At 72.5% G+C, this 17207-nt stretch carries 14 protein-coding genes; 10 read left to right on the top strand and 4 right to left on the bottom strand.

Annotation, left to right across the window (positions count from 1 at the left end; genetic code table 11):
* The first annotated feature begins 7 nt into the window (after window positions 1-7).
* A complete protein-coding gene (locus FDO69_RS15060; protein WP_104780556.1) occupies window positions 8-2152 on the top strand; it encodes an OmpL47-type beta-barrel domain-containing protein in 2145 nt (714 codons plus the stop codon).
* On the opposite strand, the gene ligD is transcribed toward FDO69_RS15060, so the two are convergent.
* On the bottom strand, window positions 2139-3170 hold the full coding sequence (gene ligD / locus FDO69_RS15055; protein ID WP_104780328.1) for a non-homologous end-joining DNA ligase: 1032 nt from the start codon (window positions 3168-3170) through the stop codon (window positions 2139-2141). The genes FDO69_RS15060 and ligD overlap by 14 nt on opposite strands.
* A 74-nt stretch (window positions 3171-3244) precedes the next feature.
* Here ligD and FDO69_RS15050 point away from each other — a divergent pair, with 74 nt between their 5' ends.
* Window positions 3245-4309 (top strand): ATP-dependent DNA ligase, encoded by a 1065-nt coding sequence (locus tag FDO69_RS15050; protein ID WP_104780327.1) that lies wholly within the window; start codon window positions 3245-3247, stop codon window positions 4307-4309.
* 78 nt (window positions 4310-4387) lie between these two features.
* On the opposite strand, the gene FDO69_RS15045 is transcribed toward FDO69_RS15050, so the two are convergent.
* Window positions 4388-5578: a zinc-dependent alcohol dehydrogenase gene (locus FDO69_RS15045; protein WP_104780326.1), complete on the bottom strand. Its 1191-nt coding sequence runs from the start codon at window positions 5576-5578 to the stop codon at window positions 4388-4390.
* A 189-nt stretch (window positions 5579-5767) separates the two neighbouring features.
* Between FDO69_RS15045 and FDO69_RS15040 the strand changes: the two genes are divergently transcribed.
* On the top strand, window positions 5768-6757 hold the full coding sequence (locus tag FDO69_RS15040) for a DUF3048 domain-containing protein (protein ID WP_234387942.1): 990 nt from the start codon (window positions 5768-5770) through the stop codon (window positions 6755-6757).
* 36 nt (window positions 6758-6793) lie between these two features.
* On the opposite strand, the gene FDO69_RS15035 is transcribed toward FDO69_RS15040, so the two are convergent.
* On the bottom strand, window positions 6794-7258 hold the full coding sequence (locus FDO69_RS15035) for a MarR family winged helix-turn-helix transcriptional regulator (RefSeq protein ID WP_104780324.1): 465 nt from the start codon (window positions 7256-7258) through the stop codon (window positions 6794-6796).
* Window positions 7259-7475: 217 nt separating this feature from the next.
* Between FDO69_RS15035 and FDO69_RS15030 the strand changes: the two genes are divergently transcribed.
* The 7 genes from FDO69_RS15030 to pcaDC all read left to right on the top strand — a co-directional run bounded on the left by FDO69_RS15030 (window position 7476) and on the right by pcaDC (window position 13980).
* Window positions 7476-8231, top strand: a complete 756-nt coding sequence (locus FDO69_RS15030; protein ID WP_104780323.1) for a CoA transferase subunit A — start codon at window positions 7476-7478, stop codon at window positions 8229-8231.
* On the top strand, window positions 8231-8875 hold the full coding sequence (locus tag FDO69_RS15025; protein WP_104780322.1) for a CoA transferase subunit B: 645 nt from the start codon (window positions 8231-8233) through the stop codon (window positions 8873-8875). The genes FDO69_RS15030 and FDO69_RS15025 overlap by 1 nt, the downstream gene beginning before the upstream one ends.
* On the top strand, window positions 8872-10074 hold the full coding sequence (locus FDO69_RS15020; protein ID WP_104780321.1) for a thiolase family protein: 1203 nt from the start codon (window positions 8872-8874) through the stop codon (window positions 10072-10074). Before FDO69_RS15025 ends, FDO69_RS15020 begins: the two co-directional genes overlap by 4 nt.
* A 113-nt stretch (window positions 10075-10187) precedes the next feature.
* Window positions 10188-10961: a protocatechuate 3,4-dioxygenase subunit beta gene (pcaH, locus tag FDO69_RS15015; protein ID WP_104780320.1), complete on the top strand. Its 774-nt coding sequence runs from the start codon at window positions 10188-10190 to the stop codon at window positions 10959-10961.
* Window positions 10962-10967: 6 nt separating this feature from the next.
* Complete coding sequence (gene pcaG, locus FDO69_RS15010) at window positions 10968-11573, top strand: protocatechuate 3,4-dioxygenase subunit alpha (protein WP_104780319.1); 606 nt, start codon at window positions 10968-10970, stop codon at window positions 11571-11573.
* Window positions 11570-12865, top strand: a complete 1296-nt coding sequence (gene pcaB, locus FDO69_RS15005) for a 3-carboxy-cis,cis-muconate cycloisomerase (protein ID WP_104780318.1) — start codon at window positions 11570-11572, stop codon at window positions 12863-12865. The genes pcaG and pcaB overlap by 4 nt, the downstream gene beginning before the upstream one ends.
* The gene (pcaDC, locus tag FDO69_RS15000; protein ID WP_104780317.1) at window positions 12862-13980 is read left to right on the top strand and encodes a bifunctional 3-oxoadipate enol-lactonase/4-carboxymuconolactone decarboxylase PcaDC; all 1119 of its coding nucleotides are present in this window, start codon (window positions 12862-12864) and stop codon (window positions 13978-13980) included. Before pcaB ends, pcaDC begins: the two co-directional genes overlap by 4 nt.
* Window positions 13981-14117: 137 nt before the next feature.
* On the opposite strand, the gene FDO69_RS14995 is transcribed toward pcaDC, so the two are convergent.
* Window positions 14118-16802, bottom strand: coding sequence for an ATP-binding protein (locus FDO69_RS14995; protein ID WP_104780316.1), 2685 nt, complete (start codon window positions 16800-16802; stop codon window positions 14118-14120).
* Between the last annotated feature and the right edge of the window lie 405 nt (window positions 16803-17207).

Here is a 17207-nt window from a genome sequence, read left to right as displayed (position 1 = left end):
CCTGCTGATGATGCTCGGCGTGCAGGCGCTGCCCGCCGCCGGGCAGCCCGGGAAACAGGCCGCCGACCAGGTGCTCACCTGGACGGCCGGCAACGACATCGCCACGTACCTCTCGGCGCCGAAGACGGCGGTCGCCGGCACCGCCACGATCGTCTTCGAGAACAGCGCGGCCACCGGCAACACCACGGGCATGCCGCACACCCTGACGTTCGTGACCAGCGACCCCGAGTTCAACAGCGACGTGCAGCTCAACATCCTGGCCAACCCGAACGACGCCCAGGGCGGCAAGCACACCGCCCAGGTCACGCTCACGCCCGGCCGGTACTTCTACCACTGCACGATCCCCGGCCACGGCCAGATGCAGGGCATCCTGACGGTGACCGAGGGCACCGGCGAGGACACCACGGCGCCCGAGGCGTCGGCGCACGTGAGCGGCACGCAGAACGCGCAGGGCGAGTACGTCGGCTCGGCGAGCGTGGCGCTGCACGCCACCGACGAGGGCGGCTCAGGCGTGGAGCGGATCGAGTACGCGATCGGCGACGCGGGTGCCTGGCAGCCGTACACCGCGCCGGTCGTCGTCGACCAGGTCGGCAGTCACAAGGTCCGTTACCGCGCCTTCGACAAGGCGGGGAACGTCTCCGCCGAGAAGAGCGCCGCGTTCACGGTCGTCGCTCCCCAGTCGGACGACACCACCGCCCCGGAGACCTCGGCGACGGTGAGCGGTGAGCGCGACGCCGACGGGGCGTACATCGACATGGCGACGGTCACCGTCTCGGCCTCCGACACGGGGGCCGGGGTCAACACGATCGAGTACGCGATCGGCTCCGGCGCCTGGCAGCCGTACACCGCCCCCGTGATGGTGCACCAGGTGGGTGCGCACACGGTCCGCTACCGCGCCACCGACAAGGCGGGCAATGTGGCTGCGGAGAAGAGCGTGCGGTTCACGGTCGTCGCGGCGCCGCCGCAGGACACCACTCCACCGGTGACGGGCGTGGCCGTGGAGGGCACGAAGAACTCCGCCGGGGCGTACGTCAACAGCGCCCGGGTGACGGTCACGGCCACCGACGCGCACGGCTCGGGTGTCGAGAAGATCGAGTACTCGCTCGACGGTGGCCCGTACCTCGCCTACTCGGCGCCGGTGGTGGTCGACCGGGCGGGCGCGCACACCGTGGCGTACCGGGCGACGGACAAGGCCGGCAACACCGCGGCGGCCCGCACGGTGGCCTTCACGGTCGTCTCCGGGCAGGTCCCGGCGCCCGACTGCCCCGAGTACGACGAACGGTTGACGGTGATCGTCGGCACGGTCGACTCGGGCGTGCGCAACCGGGTGACCGACAATCGCTGCCGGATCGGCGAGCTGATCGAGGACGAGAAGGAGTGGACGTCCCAGGCGCTGTTCCTCAAGCACGTGGACTCCGTCCTCGCCGCGCTGCTGAAGGAAGGCGTGATCGACCAGCGGGAGTCCAAGGCGATCCGGAAGGCGGCCCGGCAGTCCGGGATCGGCGAGCCGGGGCAGACCGAGGGTTACCGGGCGCTGTTCGACGGCACCGCGGAGTCCCTGGCCAAGTGGCAGCAGGTGGGCGGCGGTTCGTTCGGGTTGAACCCGGACGGGACGATCACCTCCGGCACCACCACGCCCGGGATGGGCATGCTGTGGTTCCCGGAGCGCAAGTACGGCGACTTCTCGCTGAAGCTCCAGTGGCGCGATGACGCCCCGGGCACGGGCAACGCCAACTCCGGTGTGTTCGTGCGCTTCCCGTGGGTCCACGACCATCCGGAGGAGTCCCGCCCCGAGTGGGTCGCCATCAAGTACGGGCACGAGGTGCAGGTGCTCGACCGGCCCGACGGCGACATCTACAAGACGGGTTCGCTCTACGGCTTCGACCGGGTGGGCCTGGCCGGCGCGGGCGTGACGCAGAAGGGCACCTGGAACGACTACGAGATCCGCGTGGAGGGCCAGCACTACTCGGTGCTGCGCAACGGTGTGCTGATCAACGAGTTCGACAACACCGGCGGCCAGGAGTTCAGCCCGCCCCGCTCGGACGACCCGGGCACGGACGGGCGGCGGTTCGCCTCCGGCTACATCGGGCTCCAGGTGCACGGCACGACGGATGTGGTCTCGTACCGGGACATCCGGATCAAGGAGCTGTAGGAGGCTCCTTCTCCTTGCGGGCCCTGCTCGGCTGTACCCGTCTGGGCTCCCCCGGCATCTTCGGATACTCGGGCGGGTACGGCAGGTCTCCCAGTCCGTGGTCGTGCTCGTCGCGGCGGGCGAGGTCGAGCAGGGCCTCCAGGGAGTAGCGCTTGTCGTCCATGTCCGCGTGCACGTCGCCGAGTTCGGCGAAGCGCGCGGGCATCGTCGCGAGGTCGAAGTCCTGGGGGTGCGCGATGCCGACCTCGTCCCAGCGCAGGGGCGCGGAGACGGGGGCGTGGGGGCGGGGGCGTACGGAGTAGGCGGAGGCGATCGTGCGGTCGCGGGCCGTCTGGTTGTAGTCGATGAAGATGCGTCTGCCGCGCTCCTCCTTCCACCACTTGATGGTGACCTGTTCCGGCATCCGCCGTTCCATCTCCCGGCCGACGGCGATGGCGGCGCGCCGGACCTGGGTGAAGGTCCAGCGCGGTTCGATGGGCACGAACACGTGCAGGCCCCGGCCGCCCGAGGTCTTGGGGAAACCGCGCAGCCCGCCGAACTCGTCGAGCACCTGCCGCAGTTCGTGGGCGGCGCGGGCGGCGTCGTCGTAGTCGGTGCCGGGCTGCGGGTCGAGGTCGATGCGGAGTTCGTCCGGGTGGTCGACGTCGTCGCGGCGCACCGGCCAGGGGTGGAAGGTGAGGGTGCCGAACTGGGCCGCCCACACCACCGCTCCGGCCTCGGTGGGGCACATCTCGTCGGCGCTGCGGCCGCTGGGGAAGGTGATGTGCGCGGTCGGGATCCAGTCGGGCATGTTCTTCGGCGCCCGCTTCTGGAAGAAGTTCTCGCCGTTCACGCCCTCCGGGTAGCGCTCCAGGGTGGTCGGCCGGTCGCGCAGGGCGCGCAGGATGCCGGGGCCGACGGCGATGTAGTAGCGAGCGAGGTCCAGCTTGGTGAAGCCACGCTCCGGGAAGAACACCTTGTCCGGGCTGGACAGCCGTACGGTCCGGCCGCCCACCTCCAGTTCCACCGCGTCACCCATGCTCGCCACGGTAGGCGCAGCCCGCACACCCCGCATATCGGGCGCTGCGTGGCATATCAGAGCAGAATCGATCCATGGATCTCCCGGTGATGCCCCCTGTCCTGCCGATGCTCGCCAAGTCCGTGGCGGCGATCCCCGCGGGTATGCAGTACGAGGCCAAGTGGGACGGGTTCCGGGCGATCGTGTTCCGTGACGGGGACGAGGTCGAGCTGGGCAGTCGCACCGGGAAGCCTCTGACCAGGTATTTTCCCGAGCTTGTGACGGCCGTGCGCGAGCGGTTGCCCGAGCGGTGCGTGGTGGACGGGGAGATCGTGATCGCGCGGGAGGGGCATCTGGACTTCGACGCGCTGACGGAGCGGATCCATCCGGCGGACTCGCGGGTGCGGATGCTGGCGGAGCGGACGCCGGCGTCGCTCGTCGTGTTCGACGTGCTGGCGCTGGGGGACGAGTCGCTGATGGACGCGCCGCTGACCGAGCGGCGGGAGCGGCTGACCGCTGAGCTGTCCGGGGTGCGGGCGCCGGTGCACCTGGCCCCGGCGACCACCGACATCGAGGTGGCGCGGCGGTGGTTCGAGGAGTACGAGGGGGCAGGACTGGACGGGGTCATCGCCAAGCCGCTGACGGTGCGCTACCGGCCGGACGAGCGCGCCATGTTCAAGATCAAGCACGAGCGGACGGCGGACGTCGTGGTCGCCGGGTACCGCCTGCACAAGAGCGGCCCGGTCGTGGGTTCGCTGCTGCTCGGCCTGTACGACGAGCGGGGGACACTCCAGCACGTGGGGGTGTCCGCCGCCTTCACGATGAAGCGGCGCGCCGAGCTGGTGGAGGAGCTGGAGCCGCTGCGCCTGGACGACGTGGCGGGGCATCCGTGGGCGGCCTGGTCCGAGGAGGCCGCCCATGAGAAGGCCCGGCTGCCGGGGGCGCCGAGCCGCTGGTCCGGCCGCAAGGACCTGTCATGGGTGCCGCTGCGGCCGGACCGGGTGGCCGAGGTGGCGTACGACCACATGGAGAACGGGCAGCGCTTCCGGCACACTGCCCGTTTCCGCCGCTGGCGCCCGGACCGGACCCCCGAGAGCTGCACCTACGCGCAGTTGGAGGAGCCGGTCCGCTACGACCTGGCGGAGATCCTCGGCGTCTAGTGTTGCCGCAGCGGCCGACCGGGCCTGCTCGGCGTTTCGAGAAGCCCGGCGTGGTGCCCGTCCCGGTCCGGACGGTCCTCACGGCTGCATGATGACCTTCACCGCGCCGTCCTGCTTGCGCTGGAACATCTCGTACGCGTGCGGGGCCTGCGACAGCGGCACCCGGTGGGTGGCGAAGTCGTCCACGCCGAGGGGGTCCTCGTCCGTCAGGTACGGGATGATGTCGTCGGTCCAGCGGCGGACGTTGGCCTGCCCCATGCGCATCTGGATCTGCTTGTCGAACAGGGTGAGCAGGGGCAGCGGGTCCGCCATGCCGCCGTAGACGCCGGACAGCGAGATGGTGCCGCCGCGGCGCACCAGTTCGATGGCGGTGTGCAGCGCGGCGAGGCGGTCGACGCTGAAGCGCTCGGCGATCGGGCCGCCCAGCTTGCGGGGCAGGATCGCGGCGGCGTTCTGCACCATGCGCGCGGCCGCACTGCCGTGGGCCTCGGTCCCGACCGCGTCGATCACGGCGTCCGGGCCGCGGCCGTCGGTCTGGTCGCGGATCGCTTCGACGAGTTCCTTCTCGTCGTCGAAGGACCTCAGGTCGAAGGTCTCCACGCCCCGTGCCTTCGCCCGGCGCAGCCGGTCCGGGACCAGGTCCACGCCGAACACCCTCCCGGCACCCTGCACCTGCGCGACACGGCACGCCATGTCGCCGATGGGTCCGAGACCGAGCACGGCGACGCTGCCGCCCTGGGGGACATCGGCGTAGGCGACCGCCTGCCAGGCGGTGGGCAGGACGTCGGAGAGGTAGACGAAACGGTCGTCGGCCGGGCCCTCGGGGACCTTGATCGGGCCGAACTGTGCCTGCGGGACGCGCAGGTACTCGGCCTGGGCGCCCGGCACCGAGCCGTACAGACGGGTGTAGCCGAACAGCGCGGCGCCCATGCCCTCGCCCTGCACCTGGGTGGTCTCGCACTGGGTGGGCAGGCCGGTCAGGCACATCCAGCAGTTGCCGCAGGCGATCTGGAACGGCACCACGACCCTGTCCCCCACCTGCAGGTCCTGGACGCCCGCGCCGACCTCCTCGACGATGCCCATGGGTTCATGGCCGAGGATGTCGCCCGGGGTCATGAACGGGGTGAGCACCTCGTACAGGTGCAGGTCCGACCCGCACAGCCCGGTGGAGGTGATGCGGATGATCGCGTCCGTCGGCTCCTGGATCGTCGGATCGGGCACGTTCTCCACCCGGACGTCCCGCTTGCCCTGCCAGGTCACTGCCTTCATCGCCTCGCGCTCCCTCCGTCAGCGTGCGCGTCGGTCGTACGGCGCCGTCCGGGTACCCGGACGCCCCGCGCTGAATCTTGAGCCGATCGACGGACGCGGCGCAGACACCTCCCCGGCCGCAACGATCGACTATGGCCATCGATGTTCAGATAAGCGCACAATCAAGACACGTCGAGGACATGGGGCGCGGTGGCGACAGTGAGACGGAGACGAGGGGCGCGCGGACGGCGCGCCACGACGGCGGCGCTGCTGGCCGCCGCGGTCACGGCCGCCGTGGCGGCGGGCTGCACCGCCGCCGACGGACCGGGCGACGACGGACGGGGTTCCCCGAAGGAGTCGAAACAGGACGCGTCCCCGTCGGCGACCGGCCCCTCCGCACTCGTCGTCAAGATCGACAACGCGGCCGTGGCCCGTCCGCACACGGGCGTCGACGCGGCCGACGTGGTCTACGCGGAGCAGGTCGAGGGCGGGCTGAGCCGGCTGATGGCGGTGTACGCGACCCGGCTGCCGGAGACGGTGGGGCCGGTGCGCAGCGCGCGCGAGTCGGATCTGGAGCTGCTGCGCCAGTTCGACCGGCCCACGCTCGCCTTCTCCGGTGCGCAGAAGAAGCTGCTGCCGCTGATCGACAAGGCGCCGCTGCGGGCGGAGACACCGGGCAACGCGGCCGACGCCTATTTCCGCGGCTCCGGCAATGCCCCGCACAACCTCTACCTGAGGCCCGAGCGGATCGCGCCGAAGACCCCGGGCGAGGCGGCCCTGACCACCGGTTTCCACTACGGAGCGGCGCCCGCGGGCGGCACGGCGACGAACTCCCGGACCGTGCGGTACCCGGGCGCCCGTTTCACCTTCACCTGGTCGGACTCCCGCGACCGCTGGCTGGTCGGCATGGACGGCGCACCCGCGACGACGGCCGACGGCGAGCGGATGACGGCCCCGACGGTCGTCGTGCAGTACGTGAAGGTGCGCGAGTCCGCCTTCCGGGACTTCCTCGGCAACAACACGCCGTACACCGAGACGGTCGGTTCGGGCACGGCGCAGGTGCTGCGCGACGGACGCGCCTGGGACGTGAACTGGAAGCGGGAGAAGGCCACGGACGGCACCGCGTTCACCTCGGGTGACGGGATGCCGGTGAACTTCGCCAAGGGCCCGGTGTGGGTGGTGTTCGCCAAGGCGCCCTGACCGGCCCTTGGCCCCGTACCGCCCCGGCGGCCTCCCTCAGCGGGGCGCCGCCAGGGGCTCCGAGGGGTTGCGGAGCCCCTCGGCCGCGTCCGCCACCCGCCGGATGAGGTCGAAGAACACCGTCCGCTCGTCGGCGGTCAGCGGGGCGAGGAACACCTGGTTCATCCGGGCGGTGCGCACGGTCAGCTTGCGATGCGTGCGCACCCCCTCGTCCGTCGGACGCAGCAGGGAGCGGCGGCCGTCCTGGGGGTCACGCACCTTGTCGAGCAGCCCACGCCGGCTGAGCCGGCTGATCACCTCGGCGATGGTGGACCGGTCGAGCCCCACCCGCTCCCCCACCGTGCGCTGGTCCAGGCCGGGCTCGGCGACGAGGGTGTTGAGGACCGCGTACTGGGGCGAGGTGATCTCCTCGGAGACCATCGCGTTCCACAGCAGATAGTGCGCCTGCTGAAGCCGCCGGGCCAGGTGCCCGGGGTGGGTGGTGAGGTCCGCGGCCGCCATGTGCACCCCTCGCTCGTTCGTCGGTGCACTGAACAATACTCAAAGCGACTCCCACTGTCTGCCGGTCCTGCCAAGGTTCCCGGCGTATTCACCGAGGTCTTGACGTCCTTCCGGCTCGGTGGCAGCGTGAAGGGCAGCTCGCAGAAATACTCAGTGCCCTGATTAATTTGATCGGGTCGCTGTGATCGGGTCGCTTGGAAGAGATGGGGCTTCTCGGATGGACAAGGTGGTCGCCACAGCCCTGGAGGCGGTGGCCGACGTGCCGGACGGTGCGTCGCTCGCGGTGGGCGGTTTCGGGCTGAGCGGTGTGCCGAACGTGCTGATCGAGGCGCTGTACGAGCGCGGCGTGGCCGGGCTGTCGGTGGTCTCCAACAACTGCGGCGCGATGGAGTCGGGCCTGGCGGTGCTGCTGGCCGCCGGCCGGATCGCCCGGGTCACGGGTTCCTACATCGGCGCCAACAAGGAGTTCGCCCGGCAGTACCTGGCCGGGGAGCTGGAGGTCGAGCTGATTCCGCAGGGCTCGCTGGCCGAGCGGCTGCGGGCCGGCGGAGCCGGGATCCCCGCCTTCTACACCCCGGCCGGTGTGGGCACGCAGGTCGCCGACGGCGGACTGCCCTGGCGCTACGACGGTCAGGGCGGGGTGGCACTCGCCTCGCCGCCGAAGGAGGTCCGGGACTTCGACGGCACCGAGTACGTGCTGGAGCGGGGCATCCGCACCGACTTCGCGCTGGTGCGGGCCGCGCGCGGCGACCGGCACGGCAACCTCGTCTTCAACAAGTCCTCCCGGAACTTCAACCCCCTGGCCGCGATGGCCGGGAAGGTCACGATCGCCGAGGTGGAGGAGCTGGTGGAGCCCGGCGAGATCGACCCGGACGCGGTGCACCTGCCGGGCATCTTCGTGCAGCGGGTGCTCGCGCTCACCCCGGAGCAGGCGGCGGACAAGAAGATCGAGCAGCGGACGGTGAGGTCCTGATGGCCTGGACGCGTGAGGAGATGGCGGCGCGGGCGGCGCGGGAGCTGCGGGACGGCCAGTACGTCAATCTCGGCATCGGCCTGCCCACACTCATCCCCAACCACCTCCCCCCGGGCGTCGAAGTGGTGCTCGAGGCGGAGAACGGCATCCTGGGCACCGGCCCCTACCCCACCGAGGACGCCGTCGACCCGGACCTGATCAACGCCGGGAAGGAGACGGTGACGGTCCTGCCGGGCGCCTCCTTCTTCGACTCGGCGCTGTCCTTCTCGATGATCCGGGGCGGACACATCGACGTGGCCGTGCTCGGCGCCATGCAGGTGTCCGAGCGGGGCGACCTGGCCAACTGGGCCGTCCCCGGCAAACTGGTCACCGGCATCGGCGGGGCGATGGACCTGGTGCACGGCGCCCGTACGGTCGTCGTCGTCATGACCCACACCGCCAAGGACGGCTCGCCGAAGATCCTCACCGAGTGTTCTCTGCCGCTGACCGGCAAGGGGTGCGTGAACCGGATCATCACCGACCTCGGCGTTCTGGACGTCACCGACGACGGGCTCGTGCTGGTGGAGACCGCGCCGGGCGTGACCGCCGACGAGATCGCCGCCAGGACGGACGCCGAACTGACCGTGCCGGAGGGCCTGAAATGAAGGACGTCTACATCGTCGACGCGGTCCGCACGCCGATCGGCCGCTACGACGGGGCCCTCAAAAGCGTGCGCCCGGACGACCTGGCCGCGCATGCCGTCCGCGAACTCCTCGACCGCACACCGCAGCTGGATCCGGCCCGGGTCGAGGACGTGTACTTCGGCAACGCCAACGGGGCCGGCGAGGAGAACCGCAACGTGGGCCGGATGGCCGCGCTGCTCGCGGGTCTGCCCACGTCCGTTCCGGGCGTGACGGTCAACCGGCTGTGCGCGTCCGGCCTGGAGGCCGTGATCCAGGCGGCCCGGGCCATCGCGCTGGGCGACGCGTCCATCGCGCTGGCCGGGGGCGTCGAGTCCATGACCCGGGCGCCGTACGTGCTGCCGAAGAACGACAAGCCCTTCCCGGCCGGGCACACCGAGCTGTACTCGACGACGCTCGGCTGGCGGATGGTCAACCCGCGGATGGAGCCGCAGTGGACGATCCCGCTGGGCGAGTCGGCCGAACTCATCGCGGACAAGCACGAGATCGGCCGGGAACAGCAGGACGAGTTCGCGCTGCGCAGCCATGAGAAGGCGGCGCGGGCGCAGGCCGAGGGCCTGTTCGACGATGAACTGGCGCCCGTGACGATCCCGCAGCGCAAGGGTGAGCCGGTGGTCTTCGCCGCCGACGAAGGTGTCCGCGCGGATGCCTCCCTGGCGGCGATGTCCAAGCTGAAGCCGTCGTTCCGCCGGGAGGGCGGCACGGTGACGGCGGGCAACGCGTCCCCGCTGAACGACGGTGCGGCGGCGTTGCTGCTCGTCGACGAGGAGGGGCTGAGGGCGACGGGCCGCGAACCGCTGGCCCGCGTCCGCGCGACGGGTGTCTCCGCGACCGACCCGCAGTACTTCGGGCTGGCGCCCGTGGAGGCGGTGAACCGTGCGCTGGCCAAGTCGGGCAGGGGGTTCGACGACCTGTCCGTGCTGGAGCTGAACGAGGCGTTCGCCGCGCAGGTGCTGGGGTGTGTGGCCGAGTGGCCCGAGTTCGATCCCGGGATCCTCAATCCGCAGGGCGGCGCGATCGCGCTGGGGCATCCGCTCGGTGCGTCGGGAGCGCGGCTCGCCGGGACGGTGGCTCATCAGCTCGCGCGGCGTGGCAGCGGTGTGGGTGTGGCCACGTTGTGCATCGGGGTGGGGCAAGGGCTCGCCCTCGTTCTGGAACGCTGAGCGATGCGCGCGGCTGCGGGCCGTGCGTGGCCGGTCGCGCAGTTCCCCGCGCCCCTTCGGGGCGCGCCCCCTCCCCCGTCGACGACAACCGGAAGAACCTTTCAGGGACCCCCATGACTCTCACGCAACACGACATCGATCAGGAGATCGCGGCCGAGCGTGCCGCGTACGAGAAGCGGCTCGCCGACGGGGGACCCGTCGAGCACCAGCCGCGTCGCGACTACGCGCCGTACCGGTCCTCGGTGCTCCGCCACCCCAAGCAGCCGCCGGTCACCATCGACGTCGGCAAGGACCCCGAGCTGGTGGAGCTGTTCTCCCCCGCCTTCGGGGAGCGGGACATCACCGACATCGACAACGACCTCACCCGGCAGCACGACGGCGAGCCGATCGGTGAGCGCATCACCGTCTCCGGACGGCTGCTGGACCGCGAGGGCCGCCCGGTGCGCGGTCAGCTCGTGGAGATCTGGCAGGCCAACTCCGCGGGCCGCTACGCCCACCAGCGCGAGCAGCACGACGCCCCGCTCGACCCCAACTTCACCGGTGTGGGCCGCACCCTCACCGACGACGACGGCCACTACCGCTTCACCACCGTCCAGCCGGGCCCCTACCCCTGGCGCCAGCACGTCAACGCCTGGCGGCCCGCGCACATCCACTTCTCGCTCTTCGGCACGGCGTTCACCCAGCGGCTCGTGACCCAGATGTACTTCCCGAGCGACCCCCTGTTCCCCTACGACCCGATCATCCAGTCCGTGACGGACGACGCCGCCCGGCAGCGGCTGGTCGCGACGTACGACCACAGCCTGTCGGTGCCGGAGTTCTCCATGGGCTACCACTGGGACATCGTGCTGGACGGCCCGCAGGCCACCTGGATCGAAGAAGGGCGCTGAAGGGCCATGACGAAGATCGACACCAGCCGGCCCGACAGTGTGCTGCCCACCCCGTCGCACACCGTCGGACCGTTCTACGGCCACGCCCTGCCGTTCCGCGGCGGCGAGGACATCGCGCCCCTCGGGCATCCCGACACCGTCACCGTGCACGGCCACGTCACCGACGGCGAGGGCAACCCGCTGCCGGACGCCCTGATCGAGCTGTGGGGACCGGACCCCGACGGCAACCTGCCGACCGCCGACGGCTCCATGCGGCGCGACCCGGCCTCCGGAGGCTTCCTCGGGCGCAACGGCGTGGAGTTCACAGGCTGGGGACGCATCCAGACCGACGCCGACGGCCACTGGTACGCGCGCACGCTGCGGCCCGGCGCGCGGGGGCGCAGCGCCCCGTACCTCAGCGTGTGCGTGTTCGCGCGCGGGCTGCTCGTGCACCTGTACACCCGGATCTACCTGCCGGGCGACGCGGCGGTACTCGCGGCCGACCCACTGCTGTCCGGGCTGGAGGACGCTCGCCGCGACACGCTGATCGCCGCGGAGGAGGGCAACGGCACGTACCGTTTCGACATCCGCCTTCAGGGCGAAGGCGAGACGGTCTTTCTGGAGTTCACGTGACAGCGCACCCCGGTGACACCGGCCTGCTCGCCCCCGGGTGGGCCGATTCGGCGGCCTCCTCCGCCACCGGCGACGAGGCGTATCTGCGGGCCCTGCTCGACGCGGAGGCCGCGCTGACCCGTGCCCAGGCCGCCATGGGGCTCGCCCCCGTCGAGGCGGCGACGGCGGTCACGGAGGCGGCCGGGGCGGGTGCCTTCGACGTAACGTCCCTCGCCGAGCGGGCCCGAACGGGCGGCAACCCCGTCATCCCCCTGGTCGCGGATCTCACCGAGGCCGTGGGCGAGGCGTACGGGCCCTACGTCCACCGGGGCGCGACCAGCCAGGACATCATGGACACGGCGACGATGCTGGTCGCCGCGCGGACCCTCGACGTGGTCCTCGCCGACCTCGGCCGAACCGAACGGGCGCTGTCCCGGCTGGCCGCCGAGCACCGCGACACCGCGATGCCGGGGCGGACCCTCACCCAGCACGCGGTACCGACCACCTTCGGGCTGAAGGCCGCCGGGTGGCGGTCACTGGTCCTGGACGCTCGGGACCGGCTGCGGGCCGTCCGGGAGTCGCTGCCCGCCCAACTCGGCGGCGCGGCAGGAACATTGGCGGCCTTCGGGGCGTACGGAGCGAGCGATCCGGCCGGGCTGCCGGAGGCGTACGCCCGGGAACTCGGCCTGCGGGCACCCGGCCTGCCCTGGCACACCCTGCGCACACCGGTCGGCGACCTCGCCGGATGCCTCGCGTTCACGGCGGGCGCCCTCGGCAAGCTCGCCGTGGACGTCCTCACCCTGTCGCGCACCGAGATCGCCGAGGTTGCGGAGGGCAGCGGCGGGGGTTCGTCCGCCATGCCGCACAAGTCCAACCCCGTACGGTCCACCCTGATCGCCTCCGCCGCGCGACGGGCACCCCAGCTCGCGGCGACCCTGTACGGGGCGATGGCCGCGGAGGACGAACGCCCGGCCGGGGCCTGGCACGCCGAGTGGGAACCGCTGCGGGATCTGCTGCGGCTGGTCGGCGGTGCCGCCCGGGACGCCGCCGAACTGGCCGAGGAGCTGCGGGTCAGGCCCGAGACCATGCGCGAACACCTGGATCTGACCCACGGGTTGATCGTCTCGGAGCGGCTGTCCGCCGAACTGGCCCCGGTGCTGGGCCGCGCCCGCGCCAAGGAGCTCCTCACCCGGCTGGCCTCCTCAGGGCAACCGCTCGCGGGGGCACCCGAGTTGGCCGACGTGGATCTCGATCCGGCCCATTACACGGGCTCCGCCGGAGTCCTCACCGACCGTGCTCTGGAGCGACGTTGACACTTCTGAACCACCATGCGGAAGGACCCGCCTCCGCTCCCCCGCTGCTGCTCGGCCCCTCGCTCGGCACCTCGTACGCCCTGTGGGACGACGTGGCGCCCGAGCTGTCGATCACCCATCGGGTGGTGCGCTGGGACCTGCCCGGGCACGGCGGTTCGGCGGCCGGTCTCATCCGGGCGGGCGCGAGCGTCGGTGACCTCGCCGGGCGGGTGCTGGCGCTCGCCGACTCGCTCGGCATCGAGCGGTTCGCGTACGCGGGTGTGTCGCTGGGCGGGGCCGTGGGGCTGCATCTCGCGGTGCACCATCCGGAGCGCCTGACCTCGCTCGCCGCGATCTGCTCGTCGGCCCACTTCAACGGGTCCAAGCCGTGGGAGGAGCGGGCCGCGCTGGTACGGCGGGAGGGGCTGGCCGGGCTGGCGGACAACGCCGGCGCACGCTGGTTCGCCGGAGACTTCACCGTGCCGCGCCTGGTCCGGGACCACCGGCGCGCCGACCCGGAGGCGTACGCCGCCTGCTGTGACGCGCTCGCCGCGTTCGACCTGCGCGACCGGCTGCCGGAGATCGCCGTGCCGACCCTGCTGGTCGCCGGCCGCGAGGATCCCGCGACACCGCCCGCGCATCTGCGGGAGATCGCAGACGCCGTGCCGGGCGCGACGCTCGTGGAACTGCCGGGCGCCTCGCACCTGGCGCCCGCGCAGTGCCCTAAGGCGGTGCTGACCGCCCTGCGCGCTCACTTCGGCCAGGGCGCCCACCTGGGCATGGCGGTACGGCGCGAGGTGCTCGGCGACCAGCACGTCGACCGGGCCCAGACCCGCCAGACCCCGTTCACGGCCCGGTTCCAGGACTTCATCTCGCGCTACGCCTGGGGCGAGATCTGGACCGACCCCACGCTGTCCCGCCGTGAGCGCAGCATGATCACCCTCACCGCGCTGGTCGCACACGGCCACTACGACGAGCTGGCCATGCACGTCCGCGCGGCCCGCCGCAACGGCCTCACCCCGGAGGAGATCGGCGCGGTGCTGCTCCAGACGGCCGTGTACTGCGGGGTGCCGGCGGCGAACTCGGCCTTCGCGACGGCCCAGCGGGTACTGGCGGAAGAGGACGGCACCTCGTGAGGGCGGGAAGACGGCACCTCGTGAAGGCCGACGGGCGACCCGGCCGGTCATGAGCCCGGCCGGGTCTCGCGCACGCCTGCCTCGCACGCCTGCCGGGGCGGCAGGTGCACGGACCGGCCCGTTGCTGGGTGTGTGAACTACGCCGGGCCGACACCGGCCCTGAGCGCGGCACGTGCCCGCTCCGCCAGTCCGTCGGCCCCGCACGAGACCGCCAGGTCCAGGCCGCGGTGCAGGTCGGCCGCCGAGCGGGCGGCGATGCCGAACTCGATGCGGGCCGCCGCGTGTTCGTACTGGCAGGGCGACGCCTCCAGGTACGTGACGGCCTGGCCGTAGAGCCGGACCGCCCGCTGGCCCGTCTCCAGGTCGGCGGCGCAGCGCAGGGCTTCCCCTATCGCCGTGTCCGTGCCGAAGCGCTCGGCCTGGCGCCGGACGTCGACGGCGAGCCGCGCGGCCCGGGCCGGGTCCTCGGTGCGCAGGGCGCGGGCGAGGTCGGCCGCCCAGGGGACGAGCACCGGGTTGTGGTGCCCGCGGGCCGCAGCCGCCTTCTCCGCGGCCTCCAGTTCGTTGATGCCGTCCTTGGTGCGGCCGACGGCCAGCAGCAGCCGGCCGCGCACCGAGCGGGGATCGGGCAGGACGATGGTGGACGGGTAGGGCGGGGCGAAGCCGTGCCGTTCGGCGACCTCCCAGGCCTGCTCGACCTGGCCGCGGGCGAGCAGGGTGTCGACCAGGCTGCAGGTCGCGGACCAGTACAGGGGCAGGCCGCGGCCGACGCGCTCGGCCAGGCGCAGTGCCTCGCGCAGGGACGCCTCGGCCTCCTTCAGCCGGCCTCGCCTGCGGTGGCCGATCCCGACGTAGGCGTGGGCCAGGGCGAGGTGCCCGCCGCTCCAGCCGGCCGTCTCGTAGGCGCGCAGCGCTTCGTTGTAGAGGGTCTCGGCGCGGTCCAGGCGGTCGGTGAAGCCGTACGCGTTGGCCAGCATCAGCAGCAGTTCGATGCCCCACTCGGTGTCGGTCCAGCCGAATCCGGGGGCGAGGCGGCCGTTGACGAGGGCGCGGTCGCACAGCTCGGCGACCTCCTCGGCGTTCTCGCCGTGCATCAGGGCGTCGAAGCCGCGCAGGATGAGCAGGGCGCGCTCGGAGTTGTCCCGGCCGGTACAGGGGCGGGCGAGGTCGGCGAGCCGCTGGGAGCGGCCGGGTGAGGCGGCCTCGCCGGCGTGCAGCCCCTCCCACATGAACTGCGCGGCCTGCAGCCGCATCCGGTCGGGGCCCGGCTGGAGCCGGGCGGCCTCCGCCTCGACCGTGCGGACGGCTTCCTCCAGCTGGTCGTTGTGGAGCAGCGCCTGGGAGAGCCGGAAGACGGCGTCGACCCGCTGGCCGCCGTGGAGGCCGGGCATGCCGAGCGCGGCCCGCAGATGGCCGATGGTGCGGGCGGGCGCGGTGAGGAAGGTGGCCTCGGCCAGTTCGTACAGCACCTGCGGGTGCGACTCGGCCCGGGGCGGTTCCTTCAGGGCTCGTTCCAGACAGCGGCGGGCCGCGTCGGGGGCGCCGACGGCGAGGTGCTCACGGGCGGCCTCGCGCAGTTGCCCGACGAGTTCCTCGTCGTCGTCCGGGTGCACCTCCAGGAGGTGGCGGGCGGCCGCCGCGGCGCCGTGTCCCTCGTCGGAGACGATCCGGGCGGCGATGCCGTGCATGGCGGTGCGCAGGGCGTCGGGGATGGAGTTGTAGACGGCGGTGGCGATCAGCGGGTGGACGAATTCGAGGTCGCCGTCGGCGCTGCGGCCGGTCGCGGGGTCGGGCGCGGTGAGGATACGGGCGGTGCGCAGCAGTTCGGCGCAGCGGCGGGCGTCGTCCGCTCGCAGGGTGGCGAGCTTGGCGACCAGGTCGATGGAGATGCCGGTGCCGAGGATGGCGGCGGCCCAGGCGAACCTGGTGGCGTCGATGCCCAGTTCCTCCAGGCGGGCGACGAGGCCGCCACCGCGGGCCGAGCGGTTCAGGTCGCGCAGTTCACCGGCCCGGGCCTCGACCGGTTCGAGCTCGCTGTCCTGCACTCGGGCGAGGAGTTCGACGGCGTCGTAGGGGTTGCCCGCGGTGACGGCCCAGACCTCTCGGCAGAACGCGGCGTCGGCGTGTTCACCGAGGGTGGCGCGGGTGAGTCCGGCAGTGGCGGCCGGGGTGAGGGCGCTCAGGGTCGTGGCGGGGCCGTGCGCGGCGGCGGCGACGGTGTCCAGGTGGCGGGCGCTCGCGCCGGACACCTCTTCGGGGCGGCGCGTGACGACGACCAGGACGGACACCTCGTCGAGGCGCTCGGCGAGTCCCGCGAGCCAGTGCAGGGTCTCCTGGTCCGCCCAGTGGGCGTCGTCGATCAGCAGCACCAGCGGCCAGTCGCGGCGGGCGAGCCGGCGTACGGCCGCGACCAGGCCGTCGCACACGCCCTGCGGGTCGGCCTGCCGGTCGCCGGGCTCCGCTATGCCGAGGGCGGGGCCGGCGATGTCGTACCAGTCGCCGAGGTACTCGCGTGCCTCCTCCGGCAGCATCGACACCAGCGCCGGCTGCAGCAACTGCCGTACCACGTTGAAGGGGACCGACCTGAGGGTCTCGCCGCCGCGCGCGGACCAGACCGTGCAGCCGCGGGCCTCGGCGATGCGGCGGGTTTCGGCCAGCAGCGCGGTCTTGCCGAGTCCGGCCTCGCCGCGGAAGACCAGCAGTCCGCCGGACGAGGAACGGTCCGCGCACAGGCTGTCGACCGCCCGCTCGACGGCGGCGACCTCCTCGTCGCGCTCCCACAGGGAAGCCGAGGCGGCGGCCGTGGGCCGTACCTGCGTCATCCCGCTACCTCCCCAAGTCGCCCGAACGACGTACAGACATCGAGCGTAGCCGCCCGACTGCCTGAGTGGAGGGTGGTCGGGGCACCTCTTGCCGTGACGGGTGACACCGGGTGCGGCCGGGCGACGCACTTGTCCCGTCACCAGCCGTCTTCGGGTCAACAGCTCGCAAAGCAAAGGGAGGTGACGCCCACTCAGCAACGGAGGGGAAGCGCGGCGCGGCCGACGGGCGCCGGTGGCGGGGTCGGTGGGCCGTCTGGGTTCCGCGACGACGATCGTGCCGGCGGGGCTGCTCGGCGACCGGCTCGGGCGGCGGACGGCGGACGGCCGGCGGCGGACAGCCGGCGGCGGACGGCGGACGGCGGACAGCCGGCGGCGGACGGCGGACGGCGGACAGCCGGCGGCGAA

Source organism: Streptomyces tibetensis (assembly GCF_007655005.1).
GTDB lineage: Bacteria > Actinomycetota > Actinomycetes > Streptomycetales > Streptomycetaceae > Streptomyces > Streptomyces tibetensis.
This window is presented reverse-complemented; position numbering and strand designations above follow the sequence as displayed.

Bases quoted from the DNA above. Each gene is read 5' to 3' on its own strand.
- FDO69_RS15035 (WP_104780324.1), bottom strand. From the start codon at position 7,258: ATGGCGGCCGCGGACCTCACCACCCACCCCGGGCACCTGGCCCGGCGG.
- FDO69_RS15060 (WP_104780556.1), top strand. From the start codon at position 8: ATGATGCTCGGCGTGCAGGCGCTGCCCGCCGCCGGGCAGCCCGGGAAA.
- FDO69_RS14995 (WP_104780316.1), bottom strand. From the start codon at position 16,802: ATGACGCAGGTACGGCCCACGGCCGCCGCCTCGGCTTCCCTGTGGGAG.
- FDO69_RS15050 (WP_104780327.1), top strand. From the start codon at position 3,245: ATGGATCTCCCGGTGATGCCCCCTGTCCTGCCGATGCTCGCCAAGTCC.
- FDO69_RS15020 (WP_104780321.1), top strand. From the start codon at position 8,872: ATGAAGGACGTCTACATCGTCGACGCGGTCCGCACGCCGATCGGCCGC.
- FDO69_RS15030 (WP_104780323.1), top strand. From the start codon at position 7,476: ATGGACAAGGTGGTCGCCACAGCCCTGGAGGCGGTGGCCGACGTGCCG.
- pcaH (WP_104780320.1), top strand. From the start codon at position 10,188: ATGACTCTCACGCAACACGACATCGATCAGGAGATCGCGGCCGAGCGT.
- pcaG (WP_104780319.1), top strand. From the start codon at position 10,968: ATGACGAAGATCGACACCAGCCGGCCCGACAGTGTGCTGCCCACCCCG.
- FDO69_RS15045 (WP_104780326.1), bottom strand. From the start codon at position 5,578: ATGAAGGCAGTGACCTGGCAGGGCAAGCGGGACGTCCGGGTGGAGAAC.
- FDO69_RS15025 (WP_104780322.1), top strand. From the start codon at position 8,231: ATGGCCTGGACGCGTGAGGAGATGGCGGCGCGGGCGGCGCGGGAGCTG.
- ligD (WP_104780328.1), bottom strand. From the start codon at position 3,170: ATGGGTGACGCGGTGGAACTGGAGGTGGGCGGCCGGACCGTACGGCTG.